At 59.6% G+C, this 24182-nt stretch carries 23 protein-coding genes; 12 read left to right on the forward strand and 11 right to left on the reverse strand.

Annotated elements, in window-relative coordinates; all coding sequences use genetic code 11:
• The first annotated feature begins 91 nt into the window (after positions 1–91).
• From HER32_RS09435 to HER32_RS09450, 4 genes are all read left to right on the forward strand, one after another.
• Positions 92–514, forward strand: a complete 423-nt coding sequence (locus tag HER32_RS09435; protein WP_168681693.1) for a hypothetical protein — start codon at positions 92–94, stop codon at positions 512–514.
• Positions 515–675: 161 nt separating this feature from the next.
• A complete protein-coding gene (locus tag HER32_RS09440; RefSeq protein ID WP_168681694.1) occupies positions 676–1956 on the forward strand; it encodes a M16 family metallopeptidase in 1281 nt (426 codons plus the stop codon).
• Positions 1957–2173: 217 nt separating this feature from the next.
• A complete protein-coding gene (locus HER32_RS09445) occupies positions 2174–2440 on the forward strand; it encodes a hypothetical protein (RefSeq protein WP_149071233.1) in 267 nt (88 codons plus the stop codon).
• Between the two features lie 348 nt (positions 2441–2788).
• Positions 2789–3013: a hypothetical protein gene (locus HER32_RS09450; RefSeq protein ID WP_149071232.1), complete on the forward strand. Its 225-nt coding sequence runs from the start codon at positions 2789–2791 to the stop codon at positions 3011–3013.
• 180 nt (positions 3014–3193) lie between these two features.
• Here HER32_RS09450 and HER32_RS09455 read toward each other — a convergent pair whose 3' ends face one another.
• Positions 3194–4549, reverse strand: a complete 1356-nt coding sequence (locus tag HER32_RS09455; protein ID WP_168681695.1) for a CehA/McbA family metallohydrolase — start codon at positions 4547–4549, stop codon at positions 3194–3196.
• Positions 4550–4995: 446 nt separating this feature from the next.
• Positions 4996–5415 carry a carboxypeptidase regulatory-like domain-containing protein gene (locus HER32_RS09460; RefSeq protein WP_149071230.1) on the reverse strand — a complete coding sequence of 140 codons (420 nt, stop codon included), beginning with the start codon at positions 5413–5415 and terminating at the stop codon, positions 4996–4998.
• Positions 5416–6110: 695 nt separating this feature from the next.
• Here HER32_RS09460 and HER32_RS09465 point away from each other — a divergent pair.
• From HER32_RS09465 to HER32_RS09480, 4 genes are all read left to right on the forward strand, one after another.
• On the forward strand, positions 6111–6842 hold the full coding sequence (locus HER32_RS09465; RefSeq protein ID WP_168681696.1) for a hypothetical protein: 732 nt from the start codon (positions 6111–6113) through the stop codon (positions 6840–6842).
• Between the two features lie 210 nt (positions 6843–7052).
• A complete protein-coding gene (locus tag HER32_RS09470) occupies positions 7053–7535 on the forward strand; it encodes a hypothetical protein (RefSeq protein WP_168681697.1) in 483 nt (160 codons plus the stop codon).
• A gap of 99 nt (positions 7536–7634) precedes the next feature.
• Positions 7635–8684 (forward strand): hypothetical protein, encoded by a 1050-nt coding sequence (locus tag HER32_RS09475; RefSeq protein ID WP_168681698.1) that lies wholly within the window; start codon positions 7635–7637, stop codon positions 8682–8684.
• A 13-nt stretch (positions 8685–8697) separates the two neighbouring features.
• On the forward strand, positions 8698–8949 hold the full coding sequence (locus HER32_RS09480) for a hypothetical protein (protein ID WP_168681699.1): 252 nt from the start codon (positions 8698–8700) through the stop codon (positions 8947–8949).
• Positions 8950–9062: 113 nt separating this feature from the next.
• On the opposite strand, the gene asnS is transcribed toward HER32_RS09480, so the two are convergent.
• Positions 9063–10466: an asparagine--tRNA ligase gene (gene asnS / locus HER32_RS09485; RefSeq protein ID WP_149071225.1), complete on the reverse strand. Its 1404-nt coding sequence runs from the start codon at positions 10464–10466 to the stop codon at positions 9063–9065.
• A gap of 286 nt (positions 10467–10752) precedes the next feature.
• Between asnS and rpoN the strand changes: the two genes are divergently transcribed.
• From rpoN to HER32_RS09500, 3 genes are all read left to right on the forward strand, one after another.
• Positions 10753–12336, forward strand: a complete 1584-nt coding sequence (gene rpoN, locus HER32_RS09490; protein ID WP_232066463.1) for an RNA polymerase factor sigma-54 — start codon at positions 10753–10755, stop codon at positions 12334–12336.
• A gap of 80 nt (positions 12337–12416) precedes the next feature.
• Entirely contained in the window at positions 12417–13040 is a 624-nt protein-coding gene (locus HER32_RS09495) for a hypothetical protein (RefSeq protein WP_168681700.1), read from the forward strand.
• A 195-nt stretch (positions 13041–13235) separates the two neighbouring features.
• The gene (locus tag HER32_RS09500; RefSeq protein ID WP_168681701.1) at positions 13236–13595 is read left to right on the forward strand and encodes a hypothetical protein; all 360 of its coding nucleotides are present in this window, start codon (positions 13236–13238) and stop codon (positions 13593–13595) included.
• A gap of 65 nt (positions 13596–13660) precedes the next feature.
• On the opposite strand, the gene HER32_RS09505 is transcribed toward HER32_RS09500, so the two are convergent.
• A complete protein-coding gene (locus HER32_RS09505) occupies positions 13661–15034 on the reverse strand; it encodes an FAD-dependent oxidoreductase (RefSeq protein ID WP_168681702.1) in 1374 nt (457 codons plus the stop codon).
• A 384-nt stretch (positions 15035–15418) separates the two neighbouring features.
• Between HER32_RS09505 and HER32_RS09510 the strand changes: the two genes are divergently transcribed.
• Positions 15419–18151, forward strand: a complete 2733-nt coding sequence (locus HER32_RS09510; RefSeq protein ID WP_168681703.1) for a TonB-dependent receptor — start codon at positions 15419–15421, stop codon at positions 18149–18151.
• Between the two features lie 79 nt (positions 18152–18230).
• On the opposite strand, the gene HER32_RS09515 is transcribed toward HER32_RS09510, so the two are convergent.
• The 7 genes from HER32_RS09515 to HER32_RS09545 all read right to left on the reverse strand — a co-directional run bounded on the left by HER32_RS09515 (position 18231) and on the right by HER32_RS09545 (position 24132).
• A complete protein-coding gene (locus tag HER32_RS09515; RefSeq protein WP_168681704.1) occupies positions 18231–18836 on the reverse strand; it encodes an alpha-ketoglutarate-dependent dioxygenase AlkB family protein in 606 nt (201 codons plus the stop codon).
• A gap of 3 nt (positions 18837–18839) precedes the next feature.
• Positions 18840–19478, reverse strand: a complete 639-nt coding sequence (locus tag HER32_RS09520) for a hypothetical protein (RefSeq protein ID WP_168681705.1) — start codon at positions 19476–19478, stop codon at positions 18840–18842.
• Between the two features lie 113 nt (positions 19479–19591).
• Complete coding sequence (gene kynU / locus HER32_RS09525) at positions 19592–20869, reverse strand: kynureninase (RefSeq protein WP_168681706.1); 1278 nt, start codon at positions 20867–20869, stop codon at positions 19592–19594.
• Positions 20870–20908: 39 nt separating this feature from the next.
• The gene (locus HER32_RS09530; protein WP_168681707.1) at positions 20909–21499 is read right to left on the reverse strand and encodes a hypothetical protein; all 591 of its coding nucleotides are present in this window, start codon (positions 21497–21499) and stop codon (positions 20909–20911) included.
• Positions 21471–22241 (reverse strand): hypothetical protein, encoded by a 771-nt coding sequence (locus HER32_RS09535; protein WP_168681708.1) that lies wholly within the window; start codon positions 22239–22241, stop codon positions 21471–21473. The genes HER32_RS09530 and HER32_RS09535 overlap by 29 nt, the downstream gene beginning before the upstream one ends.
• Positions 22241–22777 (reverse strand): hypothetical protein, encoded by a 537-nt coding sequence (locus HER32_RS09540; RefSeq protein WP_168681709.1) that lies wholly within the window; start codon positions 22775–22777, stop codon positions 22241–22243. Before HER32_RS09540 ends, HER32_RS09535 begins: the two co-directional genes overlap by 1 nt.
• A gap of 50 nt (positions 22778–22827) precedes the next feature.
• Complete coding sequence (locus tag HER32_RS09545) at positions 22828–24132, reverse strand: hypothetical protein (RefSeq protein ID WP_168681710.1); 1305 nt, start codon at positions 24130–24132, stop codon at positions 22828–22830.
• Between the last annotated feature and the right edge of the window lie 50 nt (positions 24133–24182).

The raw sequence follows: 24182 nt of genomic DNA on the forward strand, positions 1-24182 counted from the left end.
GAAGGAAAATTATGCGCTTTCCTTTATGCAATTGGGGCAGCACCGGCATCTATCTTCGCAGCCAATCAGCCCAGTACTATCCTATTCCTGTATGACCCGATTGTTACTCCTGGGCTTTTTGGCCTGCCCCGCGTTGGCGCTGGCTCAGCAGACTAATCTACTGGAAAGCCGCCGCGCAACGCCGCAGCTAGCTTCGTCAGTTAACTTTCAGACTCTTGCTGATACAGCAGCGCCACAACATCATACGTTCGGCTGCCCAGCTATTGCAGAAGCTATTATAACAATACCCCGCCCGATTAAGCCTTATCTCTCCCTGCAGGAAAACCTGCGCCAGGTAGCCGGGATTCAGGTAACGCCCTATTCCGGTGCACACAACCTGCTGGTGCTGTCCAAATACCGCGGCTACGACCCCAACATCAGCAGTGCCGGCGCCGGCGCCCAGCAAGCCGGCCTCGACCACGCCACCTACCCCACCGCCCGCACCATCCTGCTGGGCGTGCAAGCCACTTTATAAGCGGACAGCAATTTTGGTTGGCCGCTACTCTTAAGCGTTTCGCGGCTGTCGCGCCACCTGATATAGCCAGCCTGTTCGACGGCGCGAAACTTCCCCTTCGCTTCCGAAGTTTTATCTTCACCCCGACGGGCCCGGTTTACTGCCGGCCACTTCATTTCTTTATGATTCAATTCGAAGAATTCACCCTCGCCAACGGCCTGCGCTGCATCGTCCACGAAGACCACAGCACGCCGATGGCCGTGCTCAACTTGCTCTACAACGTGGGCTCCCGCGACGAAGACCCGGCGCACACGGGCTTCGCGCACCTGTTCGAGCACCTGATGTTTTCGGGCTCCGTCAACATCCCCAGCTACGACGAGCCCCTGCAACGCGTGGGCGGCGAAAACAATGCCTTCACCTCTCCCGACATCACCAACTACTACCTTACCCTGCCGGCGGCTAATATTGAGACCGGCTTCTGGCTGGAATCGGACCGGATGCTGAGTTTGGCTTTCTCCGAAAACGGGCTGGGAGTGCAGCGCAAGGTGGTGGTGGAAGAGTTTAAGCAGAACTACCTCAACCAACCCTACGGCGACGTGTGGCTGAAGCTGCGCCCCCTCGCCTACCAGACGCACCCCTATAGCTGGGCCACCATCGGCAAGGAAATCAGCCACATCGAAAATGCGGTAATGGACGATGTGCGCGCTTTCTTCCAAAAGCACTATGCGCCCGCCAACGCTATCTTGGTCGTAGCTGGCGCCGTAACCCGGGCTGAGGCTCAGCGCCTAGCTGAAAAATGGTTTGGCCCCATTCCCGGTGGCACCCGCTACGAGCGCAGCCTTCCCCAGGAGCCCCGCCAAACGGCCCCCCGCTTCCTCGACGTTACGGCCGACGTGCCGGTATCGGCTTTCTACCAGGTATACCACATGCCCGCCCGCGCCGATGCCACTTACCACACCGTAGATTTGCTGAGCGATGTGCTGGGCCGGGGCAAGTCGAGCCGCCTTTACCAACGGCTGGTGAAAGAGCAGCCGCTCTTTAATTCTATTTCTGCCTCTGTATCCGGCTCCCTGGAGCCTGGCCTGCTGGTAGTGAGCGGCAAGCTCAACGCGGGCGTAACGCCGGAAGCCGCCGATGCAGCTGTTCGGCAGGTTATAGAAGAGCTGCGTACTACCCTTGTGCCGGCTGAGGAGCTGGAAAAGGTTAAAAACCAGGCCGAAGCCAGCATTGTGTTCAGCGAAATAGAGCTGCTGAACCGGGCCATGAACCTGGCTTACTGCAAGCTGCTGGGCAACGCCAATCTGGTAAACGAGGAAAGCGCCCGGGTGCAGGAAGTATCGGCCGAAGCCCTGCTTACAGCCGCGCAGGAAGTGCTGCGCCCCGAAAACAGCAGCACGCTGTATTACCGCGCCCGCGCTACGGTAGCGGTGCCGGCGGAGCAGTTAGCGCCATCGGAAGTATAGGCAGCCCGCTTCTGCCGCACACAGCGCTGGGCACAAGCAGCGAAGCCGTCTGCCGGATACCACCTCTCTGTCCTGGCTTGGACAAGGAGTCGGGGCAGGCGGCCCGCTTTTCTTGCGCGGGCAGGCAGGCAGGCAAGGTGGGCTTTCGTACCAGGCCACTGCAACCCGTACCCGCGCGGTCCGTATTTCCTGAACGTCTTTCTTACTCACCTACACTATGAGCACTGAACTAACCCAGGATCTGGAAAAAATAATGCCCGAGGATATTGCCCGCACTTTTGAAAGTGCCTACCACGTCTTCCAAGGCAATACCGAACACGTAGAAGAGCTTCTCAAGCACGGGGGTGTGCTGTTGCGCAAGGCTACGCAGCGTTTCACGCCTACCCAGGTAATTTTGGGTATTGCCGTGCTGGCAGCCGGTGCCGTGCTGTTAGCCAACCGGGCCGCTGCTCATCAGGACGATGAGCAGGACCAGCCAGCTTAACTAGCTTGTTGTTTTTGCCAGGGCCGCCCAGCTGAACTCAGCTGGGCGGCCTTATGCTGTACTGCCCACCCTTTGCATCGTTGGTCTTGTCCAGCAACGTATCTGTAGAGCACCAGCCAGCGTTGGCCGACAAACTGCGAAAAACCTACCCGCAAAGTACCGTAACAGATTTAGGATGGAGCTCAATAGTAGAAATCTACTATTGATCAAAATAACGACTTGATAAACAATTAATTATGATTTATTTAGCTCTTATCACACAATTATGTGAGGTCATTTTTTAGCACTTATGCAACAACGACCGTACAATTGCATCAGCAAAGTATCAACTAAAATTACTTAAGTACCATGAAAAATTTATCCGCATTTCTGCTCATCGGTGCTTTTGCTTTCGCCCTGCCCTTCGAAGCGGCCTGTGAAACCGTAGGGGCTCCCGAATCAAGCAAACCCCTGACCCGACTCAGCACCGACCTACACCCCGGGAAGCTGTTTTCCTCCCTGAACAAGCGGAAGAAGCAAAATAAGCGGCACAAAGCGGCAAAGCGCCGGACCCGCTGGGCCGTCAATGGCTAGCGGCACGCCAGCACGGATGGAGCGTAGTTGACTCAGGCCTTGGATAGGGCCCTGGAACGCGCTTCTCCGCCACAGGAGTAGGTTATTTTTCCGCTATGGAAGTTGGCCAGCAGCAAAAGACCTCCGGGGCTGTATACTGTGGAGTATACGACCCCGGAGGTCTTTTGCTGCTGGCGGAGGCTATTGCAGCACGACTAAGCGCCGGTACGTAGCAACCCCATTCTGAACCAGCCGAACCGTATAGATGCCCGCGGGCAGGCGGGCAACCTGTGGACTGATTTGCACCGTATGCGGGCCAGCCGCCTGCCGGCTGTCGGCGGCCAGCTGGTGCACGGGGCGTCCTACTCCGTCCAGCACGTCCAGCGTTACCTGGGCCGGTACCGGGAGAAAGTACGACACCGAGAGCGGGCCGTTGGCCGGGTTAGGGTAGATATCGAGCTGAGCGGAAGCCAACCGGGCCGTTTGGCCAGCAGTAACTACGGCGCGGGTGTACCAAATGGGCGACGTTACCATCCGGTCGCCGTCGGCTTGCACGATTACTGCGTAGTAGTACGCCGTCTCACCGGGAGCAAGGGCGGTTTCGGTATAGCTGAGGGCATTGCCCAAGTTGGGAGCGGTAGCCACCACCATGGCCAGCGTGCCACTGCCTGGCGTGCCACGCAGCAACGTCAGGCTCTTTATAGCTTCCCCGTCACTATCCGTCACTGCTACGCTAACTGCGGGGGCCTGCTCTCCCTCGGCTACACTGCCCATCAGGTGCTCATTGACTTGGAAGTGCACCTCGGCATTCCAGTCGTCGGAGGCGTAGAAATGTCGGGCACGCAGGGCTTCGAGCAGGTGCTGGCGGGTCAGTTCCGGCGCCAGCACCACGAGGCGACCCGCCGTACTCCGGCCAAAGGTGGTGTAGTGGTTGTCGTGGTCGAGGGATATGCCTACGTGGTAGCCCTTGGCCAGCAGCCGCTGATAAGTGCCCTCGTAGTTGCTGCGGGAAGGGTCGAGGTAGCTTATGTTGGTAGACATAGCCGGACCAGAGCGCATCACCGTCCCCACAACCGCGCTATCGGCCCGGGCGCTAAAGGGCGCCGTGCCGGCTAGGTTGCCATAGTCGCCGGAGCTGGGGTGAGCCAGCGTAGCAAAGGCCCCGGGGCGCTTGTTGATTTGTCGGAACAGGGCCTGATAGTCGTTTTTGGGCACGTACACATCGTAGTTCCCCGACTCCCAGTTCAGCAACTGATCAACCCCATATACCAGCACGTGGCCGCCGCCCGAAATGGTGCCCCACTCCATGCCGTAGAGCGCGACGAAGCTGCCAGCCACCGTTACACTATCGGCCTGGCGCAGGCCGCGGGCATAGTTGGCCCGCTGCATACCAGCCGTGGCGTGGTTGTGCTCCGAAATACCTAGGAAGTCGAAATGCTCGGAGGCGGAAGCAAAGCTAAAATTCTGCCCGGGTGTACTGTACTTGGTAGTTCCTGCGTCCTTGTTGCCATCGGAATAGGCCGAGTGAGCGTGCAGGTTTCCGTAGTAGTAATGCACGGTCTGCGTTTGGGGCTGCTGGGCCCATGCAAGACCCGACCAGCAGCAGGCTGCCAGGAAAAGAGTACAAGTTTTTTTCACAAAGAAGCAATAGGGGTGAGGCAACAGAAGCGCTGAGCAAAGCTACGCAATAGGCTGCATTCGTGGTTGATTCGTCTGCCCCCACCGGCTCAATTATTTACAGAGCCAGCGGTATTATCCAAAAACCAGTCCCAATACCTGTTTTTTACTTCCTGCGCGCCCAGCCAGTCGTGAGGCGGGCAACGCGGCTGTGCTATACAGGGCCCCGACAACGCGCCCAGTCATGGGGCAACCGAAGTCTCCTCCCAGAAACTGGACGCATAAAAGTCAGTTCCGGGAAACAGTAAAAAAGCCGGCGGCAGAAGCATTACTTCTGCCGCCGGCTTACCCCAAACAAATGACGTTATCGTATCGAACCTGACTGCCTACCAGATCTTACCGGTAGAGGACGTTTTCTTGATGCGTCCATCCCGCTTAAAGCGGGTACCGGGCAGGGTATGAAGCGCTACGCTGGTAGCTTCACAGTTTACGAGGACCAGTTCCTGGGCCTCGTAGCCGCCCGCACTCACTTGCAAGCGGGCATTGCGCGGCAGCGGCGTTTTGGTCATGATGATATACCGCCCTTCGGAGTTGGTGATAAAGGCATCTTTGATACCTGGCACCTCCACCGTGGCTCCGGTCAACGGGTTGTTCGACTCATCGGTAACGGTGCCCGTCACGATGGCGCATCCCAACGCTTGCGCCGGAGCCGCCGTCGGCTCGGCGACGGTAGTCTGGGCAAACAGGGATGCCGGCGTCAGCAGAAACAGGCCAAGCCCAAAAAAGAAAGTAAAAGCGCGGTGCATAGGGCAAACAGAGAAAGGCAAGCTACAATATTTCCGGCAACTCCGGAGGGAATACCAAGGGCTGGGTGCCCAGCGTTGGCAAACACTGTACCAATACTGTGCATGCGGTTGCCCACGGCGGTGGTACAGGCCCGCCACACAGGTCTCAAGGAACGACTACATCCACGCGGCCGGAAATGTTCGCCCTACGTTAAAAAGATACCGCTCCCAGCCTCGCCCCATTTTGCAGCCTGACGTAACGGGGCTGGACTACCCCACGATCTGCGAGTTACCTTCCCCTGGTAGCCAGGGATATGGGGCAGCTTAGCCGACCAGTTGCTTGGCGTCTGGCCGGGCCAAGAAGATACCGGGTTTGTTTTCAATGGGATGATCGGCCTCTGCTTCACTTTTTCACCTCAGCAGAGGCTGCTTTCGTTTATGCGGGGTGCTATCTTGCCTGGCAACGCTATCCTGGGCGCTGGCACTGTGCACGGCGTGTGATAGTTCAGAGTTGGCAATGCTTGCTGAGCACCAGCACCAGGGTGGTGCTGGTGCTCAGCAAGCCATTTCCCCTAACCCACTATCAACCAGAACCCAGCCTCCGTTTTCGCGGCAGCTCGACTTCTTTTAAACCTTCCTGCCTATTTTGGTCTAAGGGCCAAATTATGGTGCGGCTTTTGCCTTAGCTTCAGCCTACCTCCTTTTCCCCTTATTCCATGAAAACGCTGCTGAAATCGGGCTTGTTATTGGCACTGGCGCTACTGCTGCACGGCACCCGCGCGCAGGCCCAGGTACACATTGATATGAGTGCCCCGTATTGGGGTCCTAGCGTAGGCCCGGATGTGCAGTACTACTACATCCCGGAAATAGATGGCTACTATGATCTGTATAACGAGCTGTACCTGGTTTTTGACCCGGTTTACGGGGCGTGGGTGAGTTCTCCGTACCTGCCCCGTGCCTACGCCGCCTACGACCCGCGCTTTTTTCACCCGGTCGTGATTCAGTACGTGGGCCGGCGGCCCTGGGGCTACCACCGGGAGCACCGCGCCTACTGCGACCGGTGGGGCGTACGGCCCGGCCGCTATTATGGAGCCCGCTGGCCCGGTCGCAACTACGTGGCCTACCCCCAGGACCGCTATGAACCAGGTTATTACGCCAGCCGCCCCCAAAACCAAGGCGGCTATACCCGCGACGACAACCGATACTCTCAGGAAAACCGTGGCACCTATGGTTCCCGCAGTGATAATCGTCGCGAAGAGCGTGCTGATGAGGGCCGCAACGGCAGCCGGAGCGAAAACCGCGGCGGCTACGCACAGCCCAATCCTTACGAGCGGGGTACCAGCCGAGGCAGCTACTCGGCTCCGGAAAGGCCGCAGAACTCAGGTGGCCCGGGCCGGCCTACTTCCCCCAACTCACATGGGGAAGGTCGGGGCCGGGGCCGCATGTAATATGCTGAACGTCGCTCCAGGAAAAGCCTCCGGCCTGCCGGGGGCTTTTCAGTATCTGCTCCGGACCTTTTCACGTACCCCAGTAACAGCCTAGCCGCACAGCGGCCTACGACTCATAAGATCATGTCTTCGGCTTGAGCCAGATAGCACTTGGCCTTATTCTTGTGAACTGCCGCGCATCCCCTTCCTTCTTTTAACCCACCTCTCCGTATGAAACTGCTTTCGAAACTGGCCCTTACGGGCACATTCGCTTTATTGCTGGCAGGCGCTGCTAACACGGCCCAGGCCCAGATCAACATCAATATCAACACACCCTCGTGGGGCCCGGCGGCACCCAGGGGTACGCAGTACTATTATATTCCCGAAATAGGGGGCTATTATGATCTGCCAGCCCAGCGGTACATTGTTTACCGCAACAACTCCTGGACGCGGGTGGCCTCCGTCCGGGGCTATAACCCCGTAAATTTTCACCCGGTTATTCTTGATTACCGGGGAGGCCAGCCCTGGGTTCTGATTCGGGAGCACCGCGTGAAGTACCCCAAGGGGGGGCATCCGCACGGCATGCCTCCCGGGCAGGCCAAGAAAATGCGGGCCGTAGCGCCAGCCGGCCGCCCAGTGTATGTAGTGCAAGGCCAGGGCCGGGGCAACAATGGCAACGGCCATGGCAAGGGTCACGGCAAAGGCAAGCACTAATTCCTGATCTACATTCTCAAGAAACCTTTCCGGCTACCTGGAAAGGTTTTTTGCGTTATTGCGGGGCATGCTTACTTCGTTGGCAGCGTACCTTTCGATATGATCTTTTCCTCTGCTGCCCAGCTTGGCCGTGCGCGCCACGAGGCGCCAGTAATCTTCCTGCTTGCCTTAGCCATGCTTACCAGCACCGGGTATGTGCTGCTGGTCAACCACGACGCCCATTTCGCGCCCGATGAGCTCAGCTACCTCCAACTGGCGCAGGGTGAGTTTACCAACGTCCCCGCCATTCACCGCTACCGCGTTGTGATGCCTTGCCTGGCCCGGCTGGTAGCCGAGGCTGCTGTAGCCCTCCCCCGGCTCCTAGGCTCCGCCAGGCCCCTGCCGCTTGGCGCCAGCTTCTACCTGGTGAATAGTGCGGCGCTGGCCGGCGCGGCTACGCTGAGCTACCTGGCATCCCGGGCGCTGGGGGCCCGCCCGCTCCCTTCTGTGCTGGGCCTAGCTGCCGTGCTTACCAGTGGCATGGCCAGCTACCTTACAGGTCTGGCCCTGGTCGACAGCGGATTTATTGCCATAATTAGTTTGCTGTGGTTTGCGTGCTCTACCCGCACGCGCTGGCCCTTGCTGCTAGCCCTGGCGCTAGGGCCGGTGCTCAAGGAAACCTTCGTTTTCTTTCTGCCAATGGCCCTGCTCTACGGGCGCTTTGCTCCTTTCTGGCAACGCCTCGCGGCGGCCAGCGGCGGTCTGGCGCTTTGCTGGGCTGTTCGTGTACTGGTAGAGCACCTGACACCTGGCGCCAGCGCCACTGTGCCCCTGGCCACGCTAGCCGTCGAGCACCTGGCGGCCAGCCAGGCAAACGTGTCGGCTTTATTCTCGGGAGCCGGGCTGGTGGCGCTGGCAAGCGTGTTCGGGCTCTGGAACGGCGTGGTGCTGCTGGGTTTTCGTAGCCGGGCTGGGGTGCGGAGCTGGGGGCCACTCCTGCCTTCGGGCACCGGCCTTTTCTTACTGGCGGTGTGCCTGCACCTCATCCTTTCCGGCGACGCGGCGCGTATGCTCTACCTCACCTTCCCGGTGTTTGCCAGCACGGTTTCCCTGGTGTTGAACAGCCAGCCCTGGGTTGCCCGCTTGTTTAATCCTCCTACTGTTGCATAACTACTTCCTTCCTATGGCCACTCCCTCCTACACGCCCATCAGCTGCTCATTCTACGATGAGCTGGAAGCCCGCGCCACCACTGGCCAGCCCTGCACCCTCACCTACCGCACCGAGCCCGACACCCCACCCACTACCTACCAGGGCATCATCCAAGACCTGTTCATCCAGGACAAGGTGGAATATCTGCGGCTGCAGGATGGCTTCGAGCTGCGCCTCGATGCGCTGGTAGCCGTGGATGACAAGGAATTGCGGAATTACTGCTGAAACCCTCGATTAATTTACTCGCACACAACAAAGGCCGCCCTTGGGCGGCCTTTGTTGTGTGCGAGTAAATTGTCCTCAAAATCCGGGCGAATCCGTGGTTCAGAACCCGTGGGCTAAAACTCTGCGCTCTTGGGGAAGCGGGGAAAGGGAATAACGTCGCGGATGTTGGCCATGCCGGTGATGAACAGGATGAGCCGCTCGAAGCCCAGGCCGAAGCCGGCGTGCGGGGCCGAGCCAAAGCGGCGGGTATCGAGGTACCACCATAGGTCCTCCTCCGGCACGTGCATTTCCTGCATGCGCTGCTGCAGCTTCTGCAAATCATCCTCACGCTGGGAGCCGCCGATGATTTCGCCGATGCCGGGAAACAGCACGTCCATGGCGCGCACGGTGCGGCCGTCTTCGTCCAGCTTCATGTAGAAGGCCTTGATATCCTTGGGGTAGTTGGTGAGGATAACCGGCTTCTTGAAGTGTTTCTCCACCAAATACCGCTCGTGCTCCGACTGCAAGTCGGTGCCCCAGTCCACGGGGAATTCGAACTTCTGCTTCGCGCCTTTCAGGATTTCTACGGCCTCGGTGTAGGTGAGGCGCTGGAAGTCGTTGTCCACCACAAAGCGCAAACGGCTGAGCAGCTCCTTGTCGTACTGGTCGTTGAGGAATTGCAGGTCGTCGGGGCAGTGCTCCAAGGCGTATCGCACCAGGCTCTTGAGAAAGTCCTCGGCCAAGTCCATGTTGTCCTGCAGGTCGAAGAAGGCCACTTCCGGCTCAATCATCCAGAACTCGGCCAGGTGACGGGCCGTGTTGGAGTTTTCGGCCCGGAAGGTAGGCCCGAAGGTGTAGACCTTGCCCAGGGCCATGGCCGCCACCTCGCCTTCGAGCTGCCCCGATACGGTGAGGTTGGTGGCCTTGCCGAAGAAATCCTGGCTATAGTCCACCGCGCCCGCCTCGTTCAGGGGCGGCTTGGTGTCGGAGAGCGTGGTGACGCGGAACATCTGGCCGGCCCCCTCGGCATCGGAGCCGGTGATGATGGGCGTGTGGATGTAGAAGTAGCCGTGGCTGTTGAAGTACTGGTGCACCGCAAACGACATGGCGTGCCGAATGCGCAGCACGGCCCCGAACGTGTTGGTGCGGGGACGCAGGTGGGCAATTTCCCGCAGGAACTCCAGGGAGTGGCCTTTCTTCTGCAACGGGTATACGGCCGGGTCGGCCGAGCCGTACACCGTGATTTCCTCGGCCTGAATTTCAACCGTCTGGCCTTTGCCCTGGCTGGCTACCAGCTTACCGCGTACGGCAATTGCCGCTCCATTTTCCACGCCGTCGGCCTTCAGCTTTTCCTCCGGGAACAACTCGGCATTGGCAACTACCTGAATAGAATTAAAGCCGGAGCCGTCGTTCACGGCAATAAACTGCACGTATTTGTTGCCGCGGCGGGTGCGTACCCAGCCTTTTACCAGCACTTCGCGGTCCAGCTCGGTGCTGCGGAGCAAATCCTGCACGCTGGTTCTTCGGAGGTCGGACATGGGAAAATATGGTCTGCTAAAGAATGGAATGGCCGCAAAGGTAGGAGATTTGCGAGGCGGATTTTGCACCTCCTATCATCCTGGGCGAAGCGAGGCACCTTCTCGCATTAGCACGGCCAGCACATCAAAGGCTCCTGCTGACGTGAGAAGCTCATTCGCTCCTCGGGCGACAGATGGGGGATGATGGGCAAATCCCAACATTTTCCCCCGAACCGCAGTACAGAAAGGGCTATATTTGGCCTAACCACCCCGTTTTATCACCGGCGGGGCGTACGCACTTTGGAGTATGCAACGACTGGACATGAAGCAGCTTCTCCAGCAGAAGCTCTCCCCCCAACAAATACAATTCATTAAGCTGCTGCAGATTCCGACGGCAGAGCTGGAAGCGCGCATCAAAGAAGAGCTGGAAGTAAACCCAGCCCTGGAGGAAGGCGACGACCAGGACGAAGAGTTTGAGGAGCAGGACCGAGACGACGATTCCGACGAAGACTTCGACAACGACCCCGATGCTGAATTCGACAGCGACAACAGCACCCTGGACGAAGACTTTGACGAGCCCCGCGATGAGCAGCCCGAGGTAGAGCTGCCCGTGGCCGAAGCCCCGGAACCCGAGGAGCGCCAGCAGGACAACGACGACCTGGACCTGAGCGACTACCTCAACGACGACGAAATAGCCGGCTACAAAATGCAGGGCGACGGCCCTGGCGAGGACGAAGACGACCGGGAAATGCCCCTGGCCGATACCAGCGGCTCCCTGATTGACTCCCTGCTCGACCAGCTAGGCTTTGCCAGCCTCGATGAAAAGCAGGAAGCCATTGGCCGCCAGTTGATCGGCTCCATTGATGGCGACGGGTACATCCGCCGCGACTTGTCGGCCATTGCCAATGACCTGGCTTTCTCGCAGAACCTGGAAGTCTCGGTGCCGGAGATTGAGGCCGTGCTGCGCGTGATTCAGAGCTTCGACCCGGCCGGTATTGGGGCCCGCGACCTGCAGGAGTGCCTGCTGCTCCAGCTGGAGCGCCGCCACCAGGACGACCCCGATGTGGAGCATGCTGAGCGCATCATCACCGATACGTTCGAAGAATTTACCAAGAAGCACTACTCCCGCATTCAGCAGCGCCTGGACCTGGAAGACGATGAGCTGAAAGACGCCATTGCCCTGATTCTGAAGCTGAACCCCAAGCCCGGCGGCACCGGCCCCGTGGGCATGGGCAAGGTGCAGTACATCATCCCCGACTTTATCCTGACCAACGACAACGGCCAGCTGAACCTGACCCTGAACGCCCGCAACGCCCCGGAGCTGCGCGTGAGCCCCGCGTACACAGAAATGTTTCAGGCCTACGACAAGGCGTCGAAGAAAGACGCCAAGATGAAGGAGGCTGTGACCTTCGTGAAGCAGAAGCTGGACTCGGCCAAATGGTTTATCGACGCCATCCGGCAGCGCCAGAACACGCTCCTGCGCACCATGGATTCTATTGTGAGGTACCAGCACGACTTCTTCCTGGAAGGCGACGAAAGCAAGCTGCGCCCGATGATCCTGAAAGACATTGCCCAGGAAATCGGGATGGACATCTCGACGGTGAGCCGGGTGGCCAACTCCAAAGCCGTGCAGACGGAGTTTGGCATTTACCCGCTCAAGTACTTCTTTTCCGAAGGCATTGCCACCGACTCGGGCGAGGATGCCTCGAGCCGGGAAGTCAAGCATATTCTCAAGGAAATCATTGAGGGCGAAAGCAAGTCCCGCCCCCTCTCCGACGACAAGCTGGAGAAAATGCTGAACGCCCGCGGCTACAACATTGCCCGCCGCACGGTAGCCAAGTACCGAGAGCAACTCAACATTCCGGTAGCGCGTCTTCGCAAAGAGCTCTAAGAAAAAAGCCGGCAGCTGCCGGCTTTTTTCTGGCCTCCCGCCGGGGGTGTATCTTGCGCAGTCTGCTTACTCTGCCTTCTTTGAAGCACGCTGCTGCTACCTTCCTTTCCGTTGTATTTCACCCGCTGCTGGTACCCACCTACTTGGCAGCTCTGGTAGTTATTGGCTCAACGCCAACCCAGTCTTCGGGGAGCCTGACCCTAGGGGTAGTAGCCGGATGCACGTTTGGGCTGCCGGCTCTAGGCACCGGGCTGCTTTACTACCGGGGGCGGCTGGAGTCATTTATGTTGCAGGAGCGGCGCCAGCGGTACGGGCCGCTTCTCCTTACAGCCTGCTGCTTTGGGCTGGCAACCTACCTGGTTACGAATTCCCCCGGCGTGCCTCGCCTGCTACCGCTGCTGCTCGGGGGCATGACGGTAGCTGTGCTGCTTACTTTTCTGATTACGTTCTGGTGGAAGATCAGTGCCCACGGCGTGGGGATGGGCGGTGCTTTGGCAACCTTGCTAATGCTGGGGCGGCCCTCGTGGGGGTGGGCGGCTCTGTTTGGCTTGGCGTTAGGGCTTACTGCCGCCGCCGCCGTGGCCTGGGCTAGGCTTGCTCTACAGGCGCACACGCGTGCCCAAGTATGGGCAGGACTACTGCTGGGGCTAACTACCGGGCTTGCGGTAATACTATTAGGCGGTGCTTTTTCGTTTGGCTCCTAGACTGGTTCTTGCGCTACTCAGCAAAGACACACAGAGAGAATTACGGAAGAATAGCCTAAAAACCCGAGCTGATCCAAACAAAACATTAACTTTGTAAAGTGCAAGGGAAGTTCTCTTGTTGCTCCTTCAACCGCTGCTATGCCTTTGCTTCGCTCATTTTCCTTGCTTTTGCTGGTTTTGGGAAGCCTGTTACCCATGGCAAGCCGGGCCCAGACTGTTGGGCCGCCCACATTCATCAATCAGCCAGATGCCGCGCCCCAACCGGGTATTTCGCGGCAGCGGGCTCATCAGCTGGCCGCCTACTTGGCCGATGCGCTTGATTTAAGCGCTGAGCAGCGCCGACAAGTGGAACGCTGCACCTACGTGCACCTGCGCCAGCAGCAGCGCACCGCCCACCACTTACTAGACCGGCTACCGGGTGCCCAGCGCCGCGCCGAGCGCCGCTATCTGGCTTCGCTGGGCCGGGTACTGCGCCCCAGCCAACTGGCTACCTACTTCTGGCTGGCCGATCAGCAGCCGATGGCCGTGGTGCGGCTTAGCTCCCCCCGATTCTAAGCATTTTCGCTACAAAGCAGCTTTTGCGGCCCGGTTGGCAATGCGCCAGCCGGGCCGTACCTCTTTTACTGCATAGTGGCCATCTCCCGGGCAATGAGTTGCTGCACCTCCGGGCGGTCGTAGTCTTGCTCCGCCTGAATGTGCGGCATCAGGCGGGCCATGATGCGGTCCTGACGCTGGCCACTGGTCCAGGCTTCGGCGTAGGGCGTGTGCGAGAACGTGACCTGCGGATACAAGGGCACCCATTGGTCGGGGTACTGCGCCGATAGTTTGCTTTCGATTTTCTTCTGCAGCAGAAACCGGGGGTCGGCCACCCGGTCGCGCATCTCCTCAAAGTTGTAGATGGCCATTTCGGCCATAGCGTCGGTGTTGGGCTTGCGCTGCTGCTCAAAGGCCTTGAATACGGCCGCCCAGTCGGGGCCCAGCTGGCCGAGCAGCTCGTTGAGTACAGTGCAGTCCTCGAAGCCGGCATTCATGCCCTGGCCATAGAACGGCACAATGGCGTGAGCAGCATCGCCCAGCAGCAGCACGGAGTCCTGGTACGACCAGGGAAAGCAGCGCACCGTTACCAGGGAACCCGTGGGGTTCTGAAAAAAGTCTTCCACCAGCTCCGGCATCAGGGGTGTGGCATCGGGGAATACTTCTTCGAAGAAAGCCCGCACCTGCTCTTCGGTTTGCAGAGCGGCAAACGAGTGGGGCCCTTCATAGGGAAAGAACAGCGTGCAGGTGAAGGTCCCGTCGAGGTTGGGCAGCGCAATCATCATGTACTGCCCCCGGGGCCAGATGTGCAGGGCGTGCTTTTCCAACTGCCAGGTGCCCTCGGGGCCAGCCGCAATGTTCAGTTCCTTGTAGCCATACTCCAGGTAGCTCTGGGAGTAATCGAACCGGTCGGTTTTCTGCAGGGCACCACGCACGGCGGAGTAGGCCCCATCCACCCCAAACAGGCGGGCATACGGCTGTTCCGCAACGGTGCCGGTAGCACCGTCGCGCACTTCCAGCAGTTGGTTGCGCACGTCTACGCTCAGGCACTGCTGCTCGAAGCGCACCTGCACGCCCGCCTCCTGCTCTACCAGGTCCAGCAGCGTCCGGTTGAGTCCGGCCCGGGAAACGGAGTAGATAGCCTGATCCTGCTTGCCGTAGGCCTGGGACGTGAGGCGGCCCTGCTGGTCGTGCATCACGCGGCCGTACATGGGAATGCCCACCTGCCGGATCTGCTCAGCAATGCCCACGCCCTCCAGGGCCCGCCACCCCCGGTCCGACAACGCCAGGTTGATGGAGCGTCCTTCCTGGGCCCCGGCCAGCCGCGGGTCGGGGCGCCGCTCCAGCATGTTTACAGTGTGCCCGTGCCGGGCCAGGTATAAGGAAAGCAACGAGCCAACGAGGCCGCCACCAAGAATGGTAACGGCCGCGGGAGCAGCAGGGTGGGCAATAGCAGGCATAGCGCGAGGCAAAAGTCGGAAACGCAATCTAAGACGAACCACAGGAACTTACGAGGTCCGAGCTACAACGGCCAGCCTGAGTGCCGAAAAGCATTCAAGTGCCGGAAGTATAATATTCGTTTCTAGTAGTTTTTTAATATATTTCTAGGCAGACCGACCGCAGCAGCTTTCCATAAGAGAAAGCAAACTTTTTCCTAGAAAGGTCCATATCAAGGAAATACCGGCAGGCTCCCGGGGGGTGCTAAGCGAAAAACACCGACGGCAACTTCAGGTAGAAATATAACGAAAGCAACAAGTCAAAACTCCTCAAGCCTTCCGTGCTGCGGTATATTCCCTTATCTTTGACCTCCCATTCCGGACGCACACCCACTTAACATCGTTGATATGAGGAAAATTTATTCCATCTGGCTGTTTTTACTTCTTCTGGGCGTGGCCCAAACAGCCCTGGCGCAGCAGGATGCCATTGTAAGCGGTTTGGTACAAACCGAAGTTGGTGAGCCACTACCCGGGGCCACTGTGTTCCTAAAGGGCACCTTTGTAGGTACCAGCACCGACCGGGACGGCCGCTTTGAGCTTCGCGCCGATTTCGGGGGCGGGCCGGTGGTTCTGTCCGTTTCGTTTATCGGCTACGAAACCAAGGAAGTTTCCCTCACCAGCCCCGATGCCAACCTTGCCGTGGGCCTGACGCCCACCGTGGCCTTCACCAATGAAGTAGTAGTTGCCGCTTCCCGCGTGGAGGAAGGCATTCTGCAGGCGCCGGTGACCATTGAAAAGCTGAACAGCCAGCAGATCGAGCGGATTCCGACGGCCGACATCCAGGCCGGGCTCAACCACTACAAAGGCATTGATGTAAACAGCGCCAGCTTGTTGATGACCAGCGTGAGTACGCGCGGCTTCAACTCGGCCAAGTCGGAGCGCATCATTCAGCTCACCGACTACTTCGATACGCAGAGCCCCAGCCTGAACGTGAATGCCGGCAACCTGACGGGCGTACCGGAGCTGGATATTGAAAGCATCGAAATCATCCACGGGCCGGCTTCGGCGCTATACGGGGCCAACGCCTTCAACGGCGTGCTGCTGCTCAACACCAAAGACCCTTTTGCCTCCGAAGGCCTGAGCGTGCGTCTGCGGGGCGGGCAGCGTAGCTACCTGGATGGGCAGCTGCGCTTTGCCAAGAAGCTCGGCGAGAAGTTTGCCTTCAAAGTGGTAGGTTCTTACCTGACGGCCGACGACTGGCTGGCCAGCAACTTCTCCGCTTCCAGCAGCAAAATTGAGCGCCGCAATAACCCCGAGGGCTCTGGCCTGGGCTACGATGCTGTAAACCGCTACGGTGACGTGGGCGGCTACACCTTCACCAACAACCCCGCCGACCCGAACTACGCCACGACGCCACCCTCTCTGCGTGGCAAAACCATCTTCATGCCGGGCTACGACGAAAAAACCCTAATTGGCGAAGACAACAAGGCCAAGTCGCTTAAGATCCAGCCCACCATTTCTTACCTGCTGACCAACAACATTAAGATGACGGTGGGTGCCAGCGTAGCCCGCGGTACCGCCAGCTACCAGAGCAGCAGCCGCTACCGCCTGCGCGACTTCGGCACCAACCAGTACCACGGTGAAATCAAAGGCACTAACTGGTTTTTGCGCGGTCAGTCGGTGCAGGACTTCGGGGGCAACTCTTATGACCTGACGTTCCTGGGCGCGTTCCTGCAGACCTCTACTATTTCTCCCGACGGAACGGGCCCGACTTATGCCCAGCGCTACTACGGCACCTACCTGGGTACACTGAAAGCCACGGGCTCCATCGAGCAGGCCAAGCAAGCTGCCGACAACACGCAGCTGCAGCCTTCGGACCCGCGCTTTCAGGAGCTGCGCAGCAAAATCATCAACGACCCTACCCCCGGTATTGGGGCTAAGCTTAGCCCCAGCTCTTTGCTGAACGAAGGCAACGCCCAGTACAACTTCAAGTTCGGTGATATGACGGACCTGATTGTGGGTGGCGCTTACCGTAAATTCCGCTTAGGCTCCAACGGCAACTTCTTTTCCGACGACGCTGAGCGTATTCAAAACCACGAGCTGGGCGGCTACACGCAGCTTACGCACAAACTGCTGGAAGAGCGCCTGAAGCTGGCCCTGGCTGTTCGGGTGGATGATTTCAAAAACTTTGATCCGGCCGTATCACCCCGGGCCTCGGTGGTATACTCGGCCGGGGAGCGGAAGCAGCACAACTTCCGCGCCTCCTATGGCCGCGCATTCCGCTCGCCCACCCAGCTCGACCAGTACGTACGCATCGATTTGGGCCAGGTGCGCTTGCAGGGCAACGTAGACAACGGCTACCAGGGCTACAGCCTAGTAAATGCCGACGGTCAGCCCTTTGGCACGACGGGTGCTGACCTCAGTTCCTTCGAAATGAACGCGCCTGCTTTGAAGCTGGAGCGCCTTAATACGGTGGAAGTTGGCTACAAAGGCATTCTGCTGGAGAAGCTGTACATGGACATCAACTACTACCGCAGCTCCTATAACGACTTCATTGGCGCTGTCCGCTTTATCGGTAACCGAGACGGCAGCCGGCCCTCCCCTACTCAATTGAACGCTGAGTACCAGCGCGTACAGCAAAACCCCTCCGGCGCCCCGGCCTTCCAAGACCGCACCTCCAATACCCGCATTCTGCAGGTGTGGACCAACGCCCGTCAGGAAGTAAACACGCAAGGTGCCGCCATCGGGCTGACGTATTATTTCAACAAGGCCCTCAACCTGACCACGAACTACTCGCTCAACATCCTCGACGACAAGGACCTTCCCGAGAACTTCCAGACGTTCTTCAACACGCCTAAGCACAAGTATAACGTGGGTGTGAACGGCATTGTAGTGAACAACCTGAACTACGCCGTAAACTACCGCTGGGCTCAGGGCCACCTCTACGAAATGCCCTTCGCCGTAGGCCAGCTTGAGGACTACAGCAGCCTCGACGCCTCGGTGGGCTACACGCTGTCTAAGCTGGGTACGACGCTGCAGCTAGGCGGCTCCAACCTCCTGGATCAGAATAACACCCAGGTGTACGGCGGTCCGAATATCGGCCGTCTGGCTTACGTGGGCTTGCTGGTGAACATCAAGTAGCCTTACGCCTTTCGCCCAAAAAAGCCCGGTTGCCTACAGAGGCAACCGGGCTTTTTTTGTGCTTCACCTATAGTTGGCGTTAGAGCTTACCCTGCACGCTACGGAAGGTCAGGTTGAGGCGCGGGCCCACGGCGCGGGCAGTTTTGGGAATGGCGTGCTGCCAGGTGTGCTGAGTGGCACCCTGCATGAGCAGCAGGCTACCGGCGGGCAGGTCCAAACCAAACGGCGCTGCATCTGGCAGCAAGCTCAAGCGAGGCCGGAACCGCATGCGCCGGGTGGCTCCCAGGCTCACGGAGGCAATGACGGGGTTCGGGCCCAGCTCGGGCTCATCGTCGGCGTGCCAGCCCATGCTGTCCTGGCCCGTGCGGTAGAGGTTGAGCAGAACGCTGTTGAAGGCCTGCCCGGTGGCGTCTTCTACTTGGCGGCGCAGACGCTGCAGGGGCTCCGTCCAGGGTTGGGGCCTGAGGTACAGCCCCGAGTAGCTGTAGGCCGCGTGTTCGTCGCCATACCAGGCCGTGAGGCGGGGCTGCGGCACTTGTTTCCCAAATAGCTGAATGGAGTCCTGCCGCCACGCTACCGTAGCCGTCAACTCACTAAACAGCGCCGTCGCTTCAGGAATGGGTAGAAAGGCCGGCTGGAAATACACCTCAGCCTGCGCCAAGGGCAGCAACGTCAGAGCAGCCATGCACTACTTTGCCATGTCGACCATATAAGGAGCGGCCAGCTTCACCAAACCGTATATCACGACCAGGCAAATTAGCAGGGCTGGCAGCCACTGCCGGCTCACGTAGGGCCGGGCGCCCACGTAGCGGGGCCAGAAGTACAACAGATAAACCAATACCGCCACAAAGTTCACCCCCACGGTGCTAAAGAGCTGCATCTCCGGGCCATACATACCCGTCAGCCACCGAAGGCCAAAGTACTGGCCAGCCAGCACTGCCACCAAGAACAGGATTAGGCGAACTGCCTTACCCGATTCCTTGAGCCGGAACATGTTGATCACAAACAGAATGCCTCCCACAAAAAAGGAGAACAGCATGGAGAACAGCACAATAGTACCGGGCGAGTACAGGGCGGGCCCTTCGGCATCGGCCGGGGCATAGGGCGTAGGCACTGCCGGCTCGGCGGTGGTGCGGGCGGCCGCCTGCCGCTTTTCTTCGTGCTGCTGCGCTACAATGGGTAACAGCTCTGTACGAATGGCGGCAGCTTCGGCCGGTTCTTCCCCACGCCGGGCCAGCTCGTCGAGGGCGGCCAGCACGGCATCTTCACGGTATTCCTGACGCTTGTGCACGTACAGGAACAGCTCGGGCAGGGATTTGCGGCTCATTTTGTCCGCATACTCTTCATACATGGCGCGTTAGCTCAGGTGGAGGTTGCCCTCCCGGGTTTCAATTCTATCAACGTAAAACCACGGGCAAGCGGTGAAAGTTGCCCGGAATGTTACACGCCTGCCCAGTCGGCCAGCACTTGTCCCACGCGCTGCACATCCTGAAAGGAGTTGTACAAGGGCACTGGGGCCAGGCGGATGACGTTCGGCTCGCGCCAGTCGCCGATGATGCCGGCGGCCACCAGATGGTCGAATAACGCGCGCCCGCCCTCGTGCACCAGAATGGACAGCTGGCAGCCGCGCTGGGCTGGGTCGGCGGGGGTAATGATTTCGAGGCGGGAGGCAGGCAAATTCAGCCGCTTGATCAGGAACTCCAGGTAGGCCGTGAGCAACTCACTTTTCTGCCGCAGCGCCGGAATGCCCCCGGCTTCATCCACCACGGCCAGGGCCGCCCGGTGCAGGGCCAGCGGAAAAACCTGGGAGTTGGAGAGCTGCCAACCCGCGGCCCCCGGCATGGGCCGGAAGCCTTTTTTCATTTGAAACCGCTCGGAGGCATCGTGGCCCCACCAGCCGGCCAGCCGGGGCAGCTCGGGGCTATGGGCAAACCGCTCGTGCACAAACACCCCACTGGTACCGCCAGGCCCGGAGTTCAGGTACTTATAGGAGCACCAGCAGGCAAAATCTACGTCCCAGTCGTGCAGGTGCAGCTCAATGTTGCCGGCGGCGTGGGCCAGGTCGAAGCCCACGGTAGCCCCCACGGCGTGGCCCGCGCGGGTAATGGCCGCCATGTCGAACACCTGCCCGGTGTAGTAATTGATACCACCGAGGATGATGGTAGCCAGGGAATCACCCAGCTCCCGAATGGTGGCTTCAATATCCTCAGTGCGCAGGGTATGCTCGCCGGGGCGGGGCACCAGCTCCACAATAGCGTCGTTCGGGTCGAGGCCATGCAGCTTTACCTGGCTTTCCAGCGCGTACTGATCGGAAGGAAAAGCGCCCCCTTCCATGAGCACCTTGTAGCGGGTGGCCGTGGGCCGGTAAAACGTGAGCAGCAGCAGGTGCAGATTCACCGTGAGGTTGTTCATTACCACTACTTCTAGGGGCTTGGCGCCCACTACCCGGCCGGTAGCTTCGGCCAGGGTTTCGTGGTAGTGCATCCACGGGTCGTTGCCGAGGAAGTGGCCTTCCACCGCCCGTTTTTCCCAGGAGGCAAACTGCTCTTCGGCGGCGGCCCGGGCCGTGCGGGGCTGCAAACCCAGGGAGTTGCCGCAGAAGTACACAGCTTCCTGGCCTTCAGGGGTAAGGGGAATATGAAAGCGGGAACGGAATAAACGGAGCGGGTCCTGCGCGTCGAGGTGGGCCGCAAACTCGAGGGTGGGTTCGAAGGTCATTGGGCAAATATAGCCAGCCCAGCCGAGGGAAAAGCTGATCTAGCCAATCCAGCTGAATTCCAGAAACAAATCCAGTAAATGAGCCAGCATGACCAAGTTGAGTATGTACAGTCCGGTGGCTATTTCGCGGTACCAGGGGCTGGTTTCTTTGACGACGAAAAGAAAGGCCAGCACATAAGCCGCGTATAGACCAAAGTACCAAGTGGCCTCGTAAGGCAGGAAGTTTTCGAAGCGAAACGGAAACCCCAGCGCCAGGGCAACAGCCAGGCTCCCCACGGCGCCAACAAACACCGCCCGCCAACGCGCACGGGGCACCAGCTGCCACAGCTGCCACAGCAGCACCCCCGCAAATGGGGTAGCCAGTATATACCGGTTGCTGTTAGCCAGGTCGCCACCCTGGTACAGCAGCAGGTAGGCACCCGTGCCGGCGGCGTAGCCCAGGGAAAACAGCACCGCCTTCGACAGCGCGGGCGGCGCGGTCCGGACTATGCCCAGCAGCCGCACCAGCCACCAACTGCCTAGCAGCAGGCAGGCCACCGTGGAAAGCCAGGCTATCAGCAGCGCCACGGCATCAAGCCACAGCACATCGATACCGGCGGTACTATGCAGGGGAAAAACGGGCAGGCGCATAATATGCTCCCACTGCGCCTGCACATGATAAAAAGCCAGGGCGTCGCCTGTTTGGGTGTGCAAGACCAGCATCACGAGGGCCATGGCGGCAGCCATGGTAAGCAAGCCCCCCCCATAGGCTCAGCCACTTCCGCGTGCCACCCTGGTTCCAGGTCAGTAGCTCCGCAAACAGGTAGGCCGGCACAAACAGCGTGGCGGCAGCACGCGTAAGGCAGCACAGCAGTAGAGCCACCAGGGTAAGGGACAGGTTGCGACGGTGCATGCCACAGAGCAGCAGCGCCGCCCACAGGTAAAACAGTCCTTCACTGTACGGCACCCAGGTAAATACCATAGCCGGTGCCGAAACCAGCAGCACGGTCTGGCGGCCCGTTAGCCGAAACGTGCGGGCCAGCACGGCTGCCCCCAACAGCGCACAGCCCGCCAGAAAAAGGCTCATGCCAACCGGCCCCAGGTGGAGAACACGCCACAAATAGGGATATAGGGGGAAGAAAGCACTTTTCCCCTGCGTGGGGTCGTCGTACCCGGCGGCCGCTACTCGCTGGTAAATGCCCGCGTCCCAGCTGAGCAGCCGGTCGGCTGTGGGCAGGTGATGGACAAACCCAAAGCAGTAGAGCCCGGCATACACGCCTACCAGCAACAGCACGTGAACTATCAGCGGGAAAAGCTGGGCTTGCTGTGCCCGGGCGTACCAGGCTGAGTTGGGGCCGGCAGCCAAGGCAAGCCGAATCTGGGAAAGTGCCATCAAGGAGCTACTTTTTCAATGGTCCAGTCGTCGACATACAGGATTTGTCGCTCCCCCGCCTGCCACAGGTACACTTTGATTGTATCGTCGGGGCCTATGTCGCGCGGGAGCACAAAGGTCTTCCAAACCAGCTCCCACTGGTGAAAGCGTTTCACTACCTCGTTGACGCTGAGCGTGCGCCAGTACCGGGTGGCGCCGTTGCGCGCCACTTCCACGACAACGGCCGTTTTCTGTCGGTTGCCGGGCAGGTTCAGCCAGGCTTTCACGCGCAACTTCTTTGGCTGACCGGCCGCGTCCCAGGTAGCCTGCCAGCTGGGGCCATAGGCGGAGGCCAGCGCCACTTTGTAGGAGAAGGAGCCGGAATGCGCGCTTTCCGAGCTGATTTCCGGGGGCCGGGGTACGGCCGCTCCCGCCTGCTCAAAATCATCCTGCAGGATGACCGTGCCTGGCACCGGCTCGCACGCTACCAGTCCCAGCAGCCCGGCAACCAACACGTTACGGCACAGCCCGAAATAAGACCAAGGTTTCAGGAGCATTTCGACGGAGCGCCTCAACTGTATCAAACTGTATATCAACAGAAAAAGAGCTACTGCACTACGTAGTACTGCAGCCAACCTTCCAGCATGTGTAAAAGCATTACCAGGTTGAAAACGTACAGCAGCATGGTGATTTCGCGCTGCCACCGCAGCTGCCGCCACGCTAGGTACGCTACCAAATAAGCCGTGACGAGACCGAAATACCAAATAGCCTGCCCCGTGCTAAAGGTGTCGAAGTTAAGGGAATAGATGCCGAACACCTGCCAGAAGAGCATAGTGCCTGCGGCTATAAGCAGGTAGCGGCGCCAGGGCCAAGCAGGCAGGGATGCCTGGTACGCCACCAGCACCACGAAGAAGGGCGTGGCAAAGATGTAGCGGCCGATGTTCCAAAGGCTGCCGCCCTGGTAAGACAAAATGAACAGTGTAACGCCCACGCAGTAGCCCAGCGCGAAGATTACCTCGGGAGCCAGTATCGGGAAGGCTCGTTGTTGCCGCCACTGCAGCAGCCAGCGCCAGGCCAGCCAGGTGCAGAGCCCCGCGGCGGCTACCCCCAGCCACAGGGCCTGGGCATCCAGCCAGAGCACGTCAATGCCGGATGGGTCGCTGAAGGGGAAGTTGAGCGCGCGCAGGGTGTGGCCCCAGTGTTTCTGGGCCCGGATAAACCCGAGGGGCTCCCCCGTCTGGTACCACTGCGTGGTGGCTACCAGGCCTATCGAAAGCAGCAAAGCTCCCAATCCCGAAGCGCCCCAGACTATGGCTGTTTTGCGCTGACCGGGCTGCATGGCCCACATGAAGACCATAAACACCAATGCCGGGGTAAACATGGTGCTGGCCGAGCGTGTGAGTCCGCACCCCAGCAGCCCGAGCAGCCACCACCAGAGTCGCCGCCGCCGTAGGCCCAGCACCAGCAGCGTACTGAACACAAAGAAGAGGGCCTCCGTGTACGGCACCACCATGAACAGCAACGAGGGCGTGGAAAGCAACAGCAGCTGCAGGCGGGGCGGCAAGCGCAGCTGGTGCGCCAGCCAGGCCGAGGCGGCCAGAAACAAGCTGGCATTCAGGAGGCTCATGCCCAGCAGCCACAGCCCCGAAAGCCGCCACACGTAGGGCAGCATTGGGAAGAAGGCCGCGTTGCTCATTTGCGTCTCGGAATAGACGTAGCCACTCTCCCGGATCTGGTTGTACCAGATGACGTCCCAGCGAAACAGGGTGTCGTTGGAAGGCAGGTAGCGGATAATGCCGAAAGCGTACAGCGCCGAGGTAAGGCAAGCCAGCAGCAGCACGTGCAGCCCTACCACCCACACGTTGCGGTAGCGGACAATAAAACCAGGAAGCGGCGCTACAGAATCGGGCACGGGACTATACATAAGCGGCAGCCGGGCTGCGTTCTACTCCTCATATAATG

Source organism: Hymenobacter sp. BT18 (assembly GCF_012273015.1).
GTDB lineage: Bacteria > Bacteroidota > Bacteroidia > Cytophagales > Hymenobacteraceae > Hymenobacter > Hymenobacter lutimineralis.

Coding starts and splice junctions, on each gene's coding strand:
- HER32_RS09435 (WP_168681693.1), top strand. CDS start 92: ATGACCCGATTGTTACTCCTGGGCTTTTTGGCCTGCCCCGCGTTGGCG.
- HER32_RS09440 (WP_168681694.1), top strand. CDS start 676: ATGATTCAATTCGAAGAATTCACCCTCGCCAACGGCCTGCGCTGCATC.
- HER32_RS09445 (WP_149071233.1), top strand. CDS start 2,174: ATGAGCACTGAACTAACCCAGGATCTGGAAAAAATAATGCCCGAGGAT.
- HER32_RS09450 (WP_149071232.1), top strand. CDS start 2,789: ATGAAAAATTTATCCGCATTTCTGCTCATCGGTGCTTTTGCTTTCGCC.
- HER32_RS09460 (WP_149071230.1), bottom strand. CDS start 5,415: ATGCACCGCGCTTTTACTTTCTTTTTTGGGCTTGGCCTGTTTCTGCTG.
- HER32_RS09465 (WP_168681696.1), top strand. CDS start 6,111: ATGAAAACGCTGCTGAAATCGGGCTTGTTATTGGCACTGGCGCTACTG.
- HER32_RS09470 (WP_168681697.1), top strand. CDS start 7,053: ATGAAACTGCTTTCGAAACTGGCCCTTACGGGCACATTCGCTTTATTG.
- HER32_RS09475 (WP_168681698.1), top strand. CDS start 7,635: ATGATCTTTTCCTCTGCTGCCCAGCTTGGCCGTGCGCGCCACGAGGCG.
- HER32_RS09480 (WP_168681699.1), top strand. CDS start 8,698: ATGGCCACTCCCTCCTACACGCCCATCAGCTGCTCATTCTACGATGAG.
- asnS (WP_149071225.1), bottom strand. CDS start 10,466: ATGTCCGACCTCCGAAGAACCAGCGTGCAGGATTTGCTCCGCAGCACC.
- rpoN (WP_232066463.1), top strand. CDS start 10,753: ATGCAACGACTGGACATGAAGCAGCTTCTCCAGCAGAAGCTCTCCCCC.
- HER32_RS09500 (WP_168681701.1), top strand. CDS start 13,236: ATGGCAAGCCGGGCCCAGACTGTTGGGCCGCCCACATTCATCAATCAG.
- HER32_RS09505 (WP_168681702.1), bottom strand. CDS start 15,034: ATGCCTGCTATTGCCCACCCTGCTGCTCCCGCGGCCGTTACCATTCTT.
- HER32_RS09510 (WP_168681703.1), top strand. CDS start 15,419: ATGAGGAAAATTTATTCCATCTGGCTGTTTTTACTTCTTCTGGGCGTG.
- HER32_RS09515 (WP_168681704.1), bottom strand. CDS start 18,836: ATGGCTGCTCTGACGTTGCTGCCCTTGGCGCAGGCTGAGGTGTATTTC.
- HER32_RS09520 (WP_168681705.1), bottom strand. CDS start 19,478: ATGAGCCGCAAATCCCTGCCCGAGCTGTTCCTGTACGTGCACAAGCGT.
- kynU (WP_168681706.1), bottom strand. CDS start 20,869: ATGACCTTCGAACCCACCCTCGAGTTTGCGGCCCACCTCGACGCGCAG.
- HER32_RS09530 (WP_168681707.1), bottom strand. CDS start 21,499: ATGCGCCTGCCCGTTTTTCCCCTGCATAGTACCGCCGGTATCGATGTG.
- HER32_RS09535 (WP_168681708.1), bottom strand. CDS start 22,241: ATGGCACTTTCCCAGATTCGGCTTGCCTTGGCTGCCGGCCCCAACTCA.
- HER32_RS09540 (WP_168681709.1), bottom strand. CDS start 22,777: ATGCTCCTGAAACCTTGGTCTTATTTCGGGCTGTGCCGTAACGTGTTG.